Source organism: Deinococcus cellulosilyticus NBRC 106333 = KACC 11606 (assembly GCF_007990775.1).
GTDB classification, from domain to species: Bacteria; Deinococcota; Deinococci; order Deinococcales; family Deinococcaceae; genus Deinococcus_C; species Deinococcus_C cellulosilyticus.
The window spans coordinates 23643-35656 of the sequence record NZ_BJXB01000029.1 but is presented as its reverse complement, the minus strand read 5'-3'; the positions used below and the strand labels follow the sequence as shown (position 1 = coordinate 35656).

The 12014-nt window shown below is 52.7% G+C and carries 6 protein-coding genes; all 6 read right to left on the bottom strand.

All coding sequences use genetic code 11. The features are described from left to right. Positions 1-138: 138 nt before the first annotated feature. Positions 139-2682 carry a BREX-1 system phosphatase PglZ type A gene (gene pglZ, locus DC3_RS23610; protein WP_186816219.1) on the bottom strand — a complete coding sequence of 848 codons (2544 nt, stop codon included), beginning with the start codon at positions 2680-2682 and terminating at the stop codon, positions 139-141. A gap of 18 nt (positions 2683-2700) precedes the next feature. After that, positions 2701-3222, bottom strand: a complete 522-nt coding sequence (locus DC3_RS23605) for a hypothetical protein (protein ID WP_146889217.1) — start codon at positions 3220-3222, stop codon at positions 2701-2703. Next, a complete protein-coding gene (locus tag DC3_RS23600) occupies positions 3200-4231 on the bottom strand; it encodes an AAA family ATPase (protein ID WP_146889215.1) in 1032 nt (343 codons plus the stop codon). Before DC3_RS23600 ends, DC3_RS23605 begins: the two co-directional genes overlap by 23 nt. A 7-nt stretch (positions 4232-4238) precedes the next feature. Then, positions 4239-4496 carry a type II toxin-antitoxin system HicB family antitoxin gene (locus DC3_RS23595; protein WP_146889212.1) on the bottom strand — a complete coding sequence of 86 codons (258 nt, stop codon included), beginning with the start codon at positions 4494-4496 and terminating at the stop codon, positions 4239-4241. 97 nt (positions 4497-4593) lie between these two features. Next, positions 4594-8202: a BREX-1 system adenine-specific DNA-methyltransferase PglX gene (gene pglX, locus DC3_RS23590; protein WP_146889209.1), complete on the bottom strand. Its 3609-nt coding sequence runs from the start codon at positions 8200-8202 to the stop codon at positions 4594-4596. Positions 8203-8433: 231 nt separating this feature from the next. Then, positions 8434-11994: a BREX system P-loop protein BrxC gene (brxC, locus tag DC3_RS23585; RefSeq protein WP_146889206.1), complete on the bottom strand. Its 3561-nt coding sequence runs from the start codon at positions 11992-11994 to the stop codon at positions 8434-8436. Positions 11995-12014 lie beyond the last annotated feature (20 nt).

The window sequence follows — 12014 nt, the reverse complement described above, 5'->3', positions numbered from 1 at the left end:
AGCGGTGTCCTTGAAGGGATGAGGGTGTTTTCAGCAGAAGGCATGGGAAGTCTGAAGGAGTTCACAGTGGACAGTTCACAGTTTACAGCGGGATTTTTTGATCCTCCCATGGCAGCAGAAGAGTGTCTCCTCAAGCGTTCAAAAAGCATCGAAGTCATTGGAGAACAGGATGTTGACCCGCCACTCCTCGCTGGTCACCACCGTGTCGTCCTCGGCGTCCCGAACCTCCAGCAGGTAAGGGGTGCTGCTGCTGGTTTTGCGAGAACCGATGATCAGTTTCACCGGAAATTCCCGCTCGGTGGCATAGGAAGATTCACTGGCAAGGTCGAGCAAGACTTCGTTGGTGACCGCAATCCTGCCTTCTTTCTCGTAAAGACCAATCCTGACCCTTCTGGGCCTGATTTTATCGGTCACGGGTTCTTCTTGCACCACCATCACGGTGAAGGTGTTGTTGCGCACGGTGCGGTCCGTGCTGGTGATGAGGGCCTTCACCTTGCGGCTGACCCCTCCATCTCCCTTGGTGGCCCGCTGGTGCTGGTAAGAAAGAATCGGAATGACCATCTCCTGCAGGCTCATGCCCCCATGCACGTACTGCACGCCTGATCCAGAGATGCTGTAACGCAGGTGTCCCCTGGGGCTGTAATACTGCACATTTTCCACTTTCTGGTACGCGCTCAGGTCCACCTGCACATTGCCACTTTCCAGTTGCAGGGGTGTGCTGGACAGCACGTACCTGCGGTCGGTTTCAAAAACACCAGGGACTTTGGGAAGCTGCAGCTTGTCCGAGGCCTCGATGGGTCGGCGCTGGTACTGGAAACCATGGTCTGCCGTGACCAGCACCTTCTGGGCATTCAGGCGGTTCACCAGACGTTTGATGGCTTTCAGGAGGTCCCCCATGGCTTCTCTCGCGGCTTTAAAAGTTCCACTTTCAGAGCTGGCGTGGTCTCCAGTGGCATCAATCACGTCGTGGTACACGTAAATCAGGCGGTAAGGCTTGATGCGGTTGCGCATTTCTTCGGTGGGGATGCTTAAAAGGTCCGGCAGTTTGAAGGCAGTGGCCTCCACTCCCGAGGCTTGCTGCAGCACCTTGATGCGTGCCTCCAGTCCTTCGGTGGATCTTCCATCTCTCAGGACACTCCCTTTGTCATCCACACTGAGGGTGTTTCCTGGCAGAAGCGCAGCCATGCCCCAGTGCGTCTTGCTGGGCAGGGTGCTCAGGGCGGCCTGCAAGTTCACCGTTCCCCGCAATTCGCGGGAAATTTCCTCAGAAAGTTCCGTGGCAATCTCATAACGCAGGGCATCCGAAATCAGCACGAACACCCGGTCTGAAAGCAGGGGCTCCACATGGGATTTGAAAAAACTCCATTGTTGCGCCCTGAACCCCAGCTTTTTGGCAACATCCGCTCCAAAAACATCACTCCAGCGGCTGCCCAGCTCTGCCAGGAAACGGTTGGTGTAGAAGTTCTCGATGGCTTGAGACAGGGGCTTGAGTTCCTCCAGCTCTGCCTGCTGGAAATGCTCCACGAAAGTGCGATACGCCCGGTCCACCCGGTGGTATTTGTCGATGTATTGCTGGAAGAGCACCTCGGGTTGATCTGGGAACGTTTTTGGCAGTCCATGAAGGGCCTGAAAGAAATCAACAGCAGACTGAAGAGCCAGGTAAGCCGCCTGGTAGTCTTCAAACCAGATGCTGCTTGCCCGCCCTGCGAGGAGTTCACTCCACTTGCGGAAATCCGGTGCTGTCCCCGTGAGGGCCAGAGCTGCTTCTTGCAGAATCTGCAAATCCAGAGCCCGGAAGGTGTCCGCTTGCTGGTAATTGCGCGGGTCAATCCCTTTCAGGTACTTTTGCACATCCAGATCTTCTGCAAGTTGATCACTGAAGGTCTGCCACAGGGCAGAGTCCTGGTTGTGCTGTTTCCACTGGTCCATGAAGACAACTGCACGGTGTGCTGGCTGAATCCCGAAATAGGTGATTTCTGCTGGCGCAGTGGACCAGCCGTTTTGCAGGTGGGTTGCCAGCAGGGAAACCATCAGGCGGCGCAGGCTCACGGTTTTGTTCTGGTACCCCAGGGTGAGTTTCACCTGCTCCCAGAATGCCTCTTCCAGACCGTGCTTTTGAAGCCTGCTCCAGAGTTCATTGCTGTCTTCACTGAGGCCAGCAGAGAGCACCTTGCGAATCAGGAGTTGTTCGTCTCGCACTTTCAGGTCCGTGAGCACGCACATCATGGAAAGCAGCAGGTTCTGTTCACTGATGGAAGGCTCAATGTTCAGGGCCAGCAGGCGCTCCTTGCGGGTCTTGCTGTCAAAGAAGCGCACATGCCTGCGCAGCACATCCTGCAAGTTCTTGTCGTGCAGGCCCAACTCTGTGAAAAGCAAACCTGCCCGGTCTGCACTGAAGGTCAGGCCAGACTTCTGCAAATCCAGCAGCCAGTTCTCTCTGGCAGCAGGCTCAGGGAAAGGCAGGTACAGCAGGAAATCGTCTTCTGCATGGGCAAACAGTTCATGCTTGGTGGTGAAGAAGTTGTCCTTCACCTGCCACTTGCGCACTTTTGGCAATTCCAGAGCATCAAACTCCTGCTGGAACTCTTGAGAGGGGTCGTACCAGAAGATCACCCGGCGGCCATCGTGCTTCCAGCGGCGGTCATCGGTGAAAAGGGTGGAGAGGTTGGATGGGATGGTCACTTTTTCTCCTCGATGGATTCAGGGAACTCTGGTGATGGTGATTTCGGGATAGAATTCTCGCCATGTTTTCAGGTCGAATACTGCAGCATTTTCAAGATAGGTGGAGACTGCCCAACCACGACCAAAAGGTCCAGGCATGAACGTCTGATTTATCACCCGTTTTCGGGCTTGAGCAAGCTGCGCATCGGCAATTTCCTCCTTGGCAATCAAGACCACATAGCGTTTTTTCAAGGTGGTGTATTGATCCATCAGGTGCAAATAGAGGTAGCTTTCTTTGTATTTGTTTGCCAGATCGTTCCCTTCTATGTACTTCGCAAGTCGACTGCGCTCTATTTCCTCTCGTTTGGCCTCCAAAATGGCCCTGTCATCAAGATCTTTGACTTCGATGAACAGCAGATAATCAGGAAATTCAGCAATGATGTCCACTTTGCACATTTCAGACACTCCGTGTGTCTTGACCTCTTCTTTGGAATCATCAAACAGGTGGGCTGTGATGCTCCCAAAATCAAAAACCAGATCACCTTCCCTGATGACCGTCATTGTCACGCTCCAGCCAGGAACCCAGGTCAAGCCTGTAAATGCGTTCGAACTCTTTCTCAATCAGGTTGTGTTCAATGCCTTCATAGCTTGTGGCGACGGAAGCTTTGACCCCCTGCTGGTCCGTTGTGTACAGGGAAATGAACTTCAAATCTCTGGCCTCGTGAATTTCCAGTTCCTTCAGAAGCACATAGCTGTGCGTGGCAACGATGATTTGAAGACCAAGTTTGGAGAGGTCCGACAGGCACTCTGCGAGACCTTTAAGGGTGGAAGGGTTCAGGTTGGCCTCCGGTTCGTCCCAGAGGATGACATCACCAGATCTGAGATGCGGATAGTTTCGCAGGATATACCAAAATACAGCGATTTTTCTCCAGCCTTCAGCGACCAGATTGAACTCTATTTCCTTGCCTTTGTGATTCAAGAAATATTGATCTTCTTCTACTTTGGGAATACCGCCACCCATATATTGCTTTAATTTTTCCAGAATGGGCTGAAACAGCTGATTCTCTGCCTGTAAACTTGGTAAAAAAGCGATGTCTAAAATATCTGTGTAGGTCTGGTCAAATGCAGTTTGATAAAGCTTCAAAATTGAACGTAGACCCTTGGCGTGACCAATGAGGTCTTTTGCAGGCATGAAAAGAACATTTTTACCTGTGATTTTTTGGGCTGCATTTGGGAAGCGCAGTTTTGCTGATCCATCTGGAAGGGGTAAACGGAAATCCAGCTTGCCATACCCAGAGATTGTGGCTTCTACGAGCGTGGAATTACCCTGGGTGCGTTGAAGTCTTGATAAGTCGTTGTCGAGTGGAAGAAAGATTTTTATGAATGAGTCTGGAATCCCATCAGCACCCCATCCACTTCTGCTTGGTCCTCGAATGAGACCATAAATTGCCTTCAGAACATGGGTTTTCCCCGTTCCATTCCCCCCGATCAAAACATTGACCCCAGGGCTGAAGGTCAGCTCCAGGTCTTCAAAGGCTGTGAAATTTTTCAGGCGCAGGCGTTCGATCATGGGTGTATTATCCCTGTTTTCTGGACTTGGGTTTCACTGAATCAGGCTCTGGAATCTGTAACCCCATTTCCAGTGCTGTCTCCAACCAGATTTCCTTGGCTTCTTGCAGCATTTGCAATGTCTCTTCTACGGTTTCCCCTTGAGTCATGCAGCCAGAAAGCTCAGGATGGAGAGCAGTGAATCCTCCTTCGGGCTCTGGATAGAGTTCAATTTTATAGGGCAAGGTCAGCAAATGTTCTATGGTTTGAGGAGTAGTTTTTTCCACGGAATTCCTCTCTTTAGGGTGTTTTTGGTAAGTACTTTTTATCAAAGATTCGTTGCAAGGGGCGCAGCACGCTGCGCCCCTACCACCAGAAACCTGCTTACCCCAGCCCCTGTTCCTTCAGCAGATCCATTTTCCACTGGGCTTTTTTCTCCAGATCTGCCATCTTGAGGTCGGTTCCTTCGTACACGATGCCCTTGAAGCGGGTGTAGTTGTAGGCCACCCCATCGTCTAAATCCAGAGCGATGCGCTGGTCTGCGTACTGCTGGACTTTGAGCTGGTACGCCCGCACCTCTTCGATGTCCAGCTTCAAATTCTTGATGCGGGTTTCAGCGTTCCTTTTCTGGGCACCTGAGCTGCTGGCCGCTTCTGCTTCTGCCAGGGACAGCTGGGCATCCAGGCGGGTTTGCAGTTCCAGCACGTAATCGGTCCTGAGCCTTGCCAGGGTGTCCGGGGTGTAGCGGTGCAGGTACACGAAGGCATTGAACGCCCGGCGTTTCCCGCTGGTGAACAGCCAGTAGATCGGGCGTTTCTTGTAGGTCTGGATGTGGTCCGAGGCAAACTCGGTCACGAAGTACCGCCGGATCGTCTGCAGGGCGCTCTCGTTCCCTTTGCGGCCCAGAGCGTCTGCAACAAATTCCAGGTTCTCAGAGAGGCGGTCAGGACCATAAGCCACCTTCAGGAACTCCTGAAAGCGGGTCACCAGATCGTCCTGAAAGTACGCTTCTGTGGTGACGGGCAAAATGGCATCTGCATCTGCCGGGAACTTCTGGTGCTTGCCGGGGTCAAAAGGCTGCCCTGCGTGAACCAGACCGGGCGTGTCCAGGCTGTAACGGCCCATCATGCAGCCCACCGCGTAAGACAGCAGGCTTTTCACGTCCCGCCCCAGATCTGCCTTGCGAATGGTGATCTGCTCCTCTGGCACCTCTGGCGTGAGTTCGTCCTGCAGGCCGTAAGCGTCGATCCAGTACCGGTTGTTTTCCTCTTCCAGACGCTTCAGTTCATAGAAGGCATCGCTGGACAGCTTTTCCCACTCTGAAAAGGCGTCTTTGATTCTGGGGTGGCTGGAGCGCAGGAGGGGGTGGGTCTGGAAGTCCCAGGAGGTTTCAAAGTTGTCCCAATCGGTTTTGGAGATATGTATCGCACTATCAATTAGGTTAGAAAGGTTGAAAGATTGGTGATATACAAAAGGAACCCTACCTATCTCTCCAGCACCAAAATTAAGGGTTGGACTCAACGCGTTTAAGAAAGCTTGGCCCACATTCGAGTTTAAAAGAGCCATTACTTCATGACGCCTGTCACCAAATAGACACATGCCTGCGCTTGAGAATAATGCGCCACCGCGCGATGCTCTAGATGAGAATTTTCCACTAGTAATTGCGCTCCATGTAACTGATGGTAAAAAGAAAAAGTTAAGACTAACTAGATATCTTGACCAATGTCCTCCATTGTTCTTTCGCGTGGCGTTTTCTTTAGCTTCTTCTCCGTCATTATACCAGTTGACCAACGTTTCATTATTGCCATACCATTTTCTAAAATCCCCACCATTATTGTAAGGAAACCATTTCTTTTTAGATTCGATATTTTCTATCCTTGTTTGACAGTTTATGAACATTGTATGTTCACTTATTTCAAACCACTCACGAACAAATCTATCATTATTGCCAATTCCCATTCCTTTTTTAGTTTCTGATAGATTAGATATTCGTTCCGAAGAACTAAAAACATCAATCATTTTTTTGCTGAGCCAATAGGCAATTGGTGACCCAGGTATAGATAACAATTCTTCTGCAGTGATTTTATATCTATAACTACACGATTCATCTTTTACTGCTTCTAAGGTTTTTAAGCCTTGAATATCAAATCCATAGAAATCAGAAAGTTTTATGTAACTACCTTTATAATTTGGAGTTTTCATATTTTTAATTGTGAATACGCAGACTGGAACTCGGGCATTTTCAAAGCTCGAGTTGTATTCAAGTTGCACAAGGGTAGTGATGGTTTTAGTCGTTAATAAAACATTCCTTAAATTTTCGTAAGAAGATATGAACATCCATACATAGGGCGTTGTGAAGCCTAGGTGTCCTTTAATCGAAGTTAAAGAACAGCATTTTAGTATAAATGATGAAAATAAATCGGCTTTTGCTTCTTTAAAATTTGATTCGAGATATGATTTGACTGTATCATTAAGGTTTCGATTGCCCATATACGGAGGATTTGCCACCACAGCATGATACTTAAACCTCAGAATATCAGCCTGTTTGAGGTAGTGTTTGAGTTCCGGGAGCAAATCAGACCCCAGCCCTCTTTCCTGCTCCAGACGCTGCACCTGCTCATGCAGCAGAGGGTAATTCACGTCTTCTGGAGGGGTGATCAGGCTCCCGAGGTTGTCGGCATCCTTGAAGGCGTACAGCAGGGGTTGCCAGTTTACCGGGTTGATCGCCCCACTGAACAGGCTCTGGTCTTTCTCCGGTGCACTCCCAAATCCCAGTGCCCCCTGCACAGCGGGACGGGCAGGGGCCTGGGCACCAAACAGGGGAGAGAAGCGGGTGGGTTTCACCTGCAGGACGTTTACCTCCGGGGGGTTCCGCAAGATCCGGCGGTTCTTCTGGGCGGCTTTCATCACCAGGGCAAAACTGGCAAGCTGCGCGGCCCGCTCATCAATGTCCAGCCCGTACAGGTTGTGCTCCAGAATCATTTTCGGGATGTCCCGCTCGGGGTAGCCCTGCTCCCGGTAGATCTCGAACAGCAGGTCAAAGGCGTACACCAGAATGTGCCCACTTCCGCAGGCCGGGTCCAGCACCTTCAGTTCTTGCGGGGTCAGCACTTCATTTCGCACATCCAGCGGCTGCTCTGGATTTTCCAGAAAGTAAGGCATCACGGTCCTGAGCTGGCTTTCGGGGTGGTGCTCCAGCCAGAGCCTTCCCAGGCTGTTTTCCACCATGTAACGCACAATCCAGTGGGGGGTGAACAGCTGGGTGGCCGCAGGGATGTCCTCTGCCTTGACCTTGCTTTTCGCCCCGATCACCTGATCCTTCTTGTCGGAAATGTAGAACTGGTACAGCCACCCGATGACCTCGATGTCCCGCCAGTCTTCCTCTGGAATGTCAGACACCAGTTTGCGCAGCAGACTGTCCGTGTGCAGCAGGTTCGGCGGCATGAACAGCTCAAGGTGCGGTTTCTCCCCAGAATCAAAAATGCTCGGGAGGCCTTTTGCCAGTTGCCTGATTCTGGCCCCCAGCAGCCTCCGGTAAATGAACTCCTCGGTGTTGGGCAAATTCAGACCGCGCCACTCCTCCAGATCCTGCACGGAGATGCCGTCAAATTCTCCCCCTGCAATCAGGGTGTCTGCATGTTCCAGCAGGTCCGGGTATGCCCCTGAGGTGCTGCTGGACAGCACATGGTCCATCAGGCCGTTCACTTCCATGTACCTCAGGGCAGACAGCCGGTTGAACCACGTGTAGGCAATCTCGGTCACGGTGGCCTCAAACCCATGCTGGGCCACATGCTTGATCAGGTCCTGATACTGGGCTTTCTCCTGCGAACTCAGGTTGACGGTCTTCCCACCAATCACCAGACCCCCGGTGATGTCTTTTGCCGTCTCAATCCCTTTGCGGGTGATGCCAAAACCTTGCAGCCTTGCCTCGGTCTGCTCGTGAAGTTCCTTGCGGGCCAGGGTCGCGAAATTTTTGATTTTTGTTCTGTTCATTTTTTCCTCTGGGGTCAGATCCCCCTGCGCATCGCTGGCGCTCTGCGGTTCCCCCTTGAGAAAGGGGGATTGTAGGTCAACTTAAAGTGCAGCCCTTTAAGACTCCCATCGATCCCCCTTCGTCAAGGGGGACAGCCTGGAGTGCAACGACAGGCAGGGGGATCTTCCTCCAAACGCCTGACAGGGACAGCCCTGCCTGTTGCCCTCGGCTCTCGGCCCTCGGCTCTCGGCTCACTCAATCCGCACCCGATTCAGAGCCGCCAGCTCCTTCAGCATGGCTTTCCTCAGACCTTCCAGGTAATCCTCCACATCTTCAGGGGTTTCGATGATGGCCTTCTTGATGTAGGTGTTGGCCTTGAGGGTCTTGATGGGTTTCGCTGCGACCACCACAGTGTCTCCGCCCCCATCTGGGCCTTTGCTCATGGCAAGGTTGATCTGCTCGGTCAGGGCATCGGTGACCTTGTAACTGATGGGTTTGATTTCACTGAGCTGTGCCCTGAGTGCGGTGATGCTCTGGGCTTTCTCGATGCGGTCCCGCAAATCCAGCATGGGTCGGGTGTACGGGGAGGGATCCACCCGGTGACTGGCGAGTTCATCCATCAGGTTGATGGCCCCTCTGGATTCGTTGTCGCAGGCGGTCAGGGCGGCTTTGCGTTCCTCTTCCAGCACTTCTTTCAGGTGGCTGAGCACCGGGCTCAGCAGGCCAGAGAGTTTGGGAATTTCTCCTGTGGGGTCTTTCAGAGAGAGGACTTTTTTCGCGGTTTGCACCCGATTTTTCAGTGCTTCGTCCTGAATGTACTGCTCGTCGGTGCCAATTTCGGACAGGTGCTTGCGTGTGGCATCAAAGAGACCCTGCTGGGCAGGTTTGAAGAAGGTCTGGATCTTGTGCAGCACGTCCAGATCATCCAGAAGGGCTTCTTCCATGCCTGCGATGGTGGCGTAGAATTGGGCCTGGTTGGGGGTGCTGAGCAGCTCATGCACCCGCTCAAGAAGGCGAACAATGTCTTCCTGAAAGGGATAGTTGCCAGCGGTTGCCGTGGTTTTGAAGGTCTCCAGCGATTTTTGCAGGTTGCCCAGCACCGTCAGGAACTGGGTTCTGAGGATCGAAGCATCAATGGAGGGGTTGGGGAAATCAGAGATTTCTTTGGCCAGTTCACGGGCCACCTTGATGTGGGAGGGGTTGGTGACTTCAGAGGGCCGCACCACGTATTCGTCCTGTTTTTTGCTCAGTTGAAGGTTGGTGATCAGCTGCTTGTTCTGGGCGGGCAGCATCTGCATAGGCTGCATCTGGTGCAGCATCTCAATCTTGTTGTCGCACCACAGTTCCAGCATCACCCCGAGCACGTCCAGTTCGCTCCAGCCGTAAGGACGCACCTTGAAGCGCTCCAGCACGGTTTTGACGGTGGTTTTGACCCCTTTGTTGTGTTCCTGATTGAGGAAATTGAGCAGATCCTTGCGGGCCTGTTCGTTCGCCACCTCACCCTGCAAATCCTGCTGGGTCTGTGGATTCAGGGCACCCTGCAACTGGCTGTCATTCTGGTAGTGGCTCTGCACGTAACCGTACTTGGTGTAGGTGTTCTCGATCAGGCTTCTGAGGCCCGCCATCAGGATTTCTCTGGGGTCGCTGGAGCCCACGGCCACTTTGTTTCCAGAGGCGAACACAGCCGCTTCTTGCAGCGCGTTTTTGAATTGGGTTTCAATGCGGGCCTTGCGGCGGTTGTTGGCCTCGGCCCGCTGGTTGATGATGGTTTGCATGGAAGGGCTGAGTGCAGAGGTGTTTTTCTGCTTGATGTACTTGTTGGTCTTCAACCACTCCCGGATTTCTTCAATGTACTCGGCCTGTTCTGGCAGACGCACCAGCACTTCACTGCCATTTCCGGTGTGCAGCATGGCTGCGGCATCCGTCTGCAGGTGGGTCTGGAGGTATTCCGGGGTGATCACATGCAGGCTGAAGTCTCCTGCCACCTGACCATGGTTCAGTCCATCCACTTTGCGGGTGAAGGGATACCCCGGACGGTTGTCCACCTTAATCTGTTTCTGGGTGAAGATGGAATCCCAGAGGATGCTTTGCAGTTCCTGGGTGATTTCCCCGCTGGTCACATCCACCTGCTTGATCTCACGCCCGACATCCTGCTCTTCGTTGGTGAGGAAGCTGTACTCCTCGCCGTTGCGGGAAATCAGGGTTTCTTTTTCCAGCCTCAGGAGGGCTGCTTCCACCTGTTTTTTCAGGTCGAGTCTCACCTGATCGATGTGGGACAGGCTCAGGGTGGTCAGGTTCTCGACCGTTCCTTTGATCTCCTTGACGTACTTGATCAGGAAGAGGGTCTTTAAGAGGTCCACATCGAGGCTTTTCAGTTTGCTGTTCTGTTTGGCCCCTTCGATGACCTGTTTGATGTTGTGGTCCAGAAAGCCTTCCACGGCAGCATAGAAGGTGTGGAAGGGAGCCAGCACACCCAGAGGCTGGTTGCCCACCTGCTGCGCTGCGGCCTGGAAGGCGTCCAGCATGCTGCGTTCACCACTGGCCAGGTGTTTTCCGCTGGAACCCATCGTGCGGATCTGGGTGAAGGAGTGCTGCAGCAGCTTGAACTGGTACGGCACAAAAGGGTAGGCACTCACAAATGCCGTTTCACCTGTGTAGGTGGGCATGTCTGCGGTGCCCTCACTGAACCAGATCTGGTTCTTCAAAATGGCGGATTTGTCGGCGTAAAGGGCTTTTAATGCAGCCTCTGCCTCCGGGGTTTTGCCCAGCAGACGCAGTTTGATCACCTCGTCAGAGTTGCTGGAACTGAGGTTCACCCGGTGCCGGAAGCGGCCCTGGATTTTGCTGAAATCCCGTCCGGCCATGGCACTCTGTTTGGTGATGGAGTCAATGGCCTCCTGGCTGGTCACCATCACCCACGCCCGGCCAGGACAGTGGATGCCCAGGTCCTCGGCAACGGTTTGCAGGTTCAGCATCAAATCGGTGTTGTCCCCGATGTACTGGCCCACCTCGTCGATCATGAAGATGATGCGGCTGTTCTTGCCTTTGCGGTCCAGATAGGCTTTCAGTTCCCTGGCAAAGGTGTCAATGCTGATGAAATAGGTGGGGCTGATGCTGTCAATGGCCTGTCTGGCTTCCTCTTCACTGATCTGCAACGTCAGGGAGAGGGCTTTTCTGAACTGGGCAGGACGCAGTTTGAAGGCGTGACGGTCGTCTTCCCAGCTTTTTGAGGCCACCTGCTGGTAGTGGGCCTTGAAAGCCCCATACTTGCCATCCAGATCCAGTTGCCTTTCAAATTGTGCCAGTCCGGGATTCGCGCCAAAGTAACCCAGGTGGTCGTCCAGGACTTTTTGCAGCACCTTCACGATGGCTTCCTTGTCGGTTTTGCTGCTGGCACTCGATTTGGAATCAATGTTGAAGAGCAGCACATCCGTATGACCAGAAGCACCTGCCACTTTGTCAATGTTGGCTTTTAAAATGGGGTCTTTGACCTTGTCCAGATCAAAGAAGTCTGCTGCTTTTTTGCCATCCACCTCTTTGTTTTCCAGCAGGTAGGACAGAATCTTCAGAAAGTGGGATTTGCCGCTCCCAAAGAAACCACTGATCCAGATCCCGATCTTGTCGGTGGGCTGGGAAAAAGAACCAGCATAGAAGTCAAAGAACTTGTGAAAGTAACCACTGAGTTCACTGGTGATCACGTACTCATCGAGTTCCTGATGGACGTTCTCCTGGTCTTTTTGACCGACCTTGATCACGCCATTGATGTTGCGGTTGATGTTGCGGGTGAACAGCTCTTCTATCAAAAGGGTCATGTTCTGGGGTCTCCTTGGAT

Excerpts from the sequence above, each read along its gene's own strand:
- pglX (WP_146889209.1), bottom strand. The coding sequence starts at position 8,202 with ATGAACAGAACAAAAATCAAAAATTTCGCGACCCTGGCCCGCAAGGAA.
- DC3_RS23600 (WP_146889215.1), bottom strand. The coding sequence starts at position 4,231 with ATGATCGAACGCCTGCGCCTGAAAAATTTCACAGCCTTTGAAGACCTG.
- brxC (WP_146889206.1), bottom strand. The coding sequence starts at position 11,994 with ATGACCCTTTTGATAGAAGAGCTGTTCACCCGCAACATCAACCGCAAC.
- DC3_RS23605 (WP_146889217.1), bottom strand. The coding sequence starts at position 3,222 with ATGACGGTCATCAGGGAAGGTGATCTGGTTTTTGATTTTGGGAGCATC.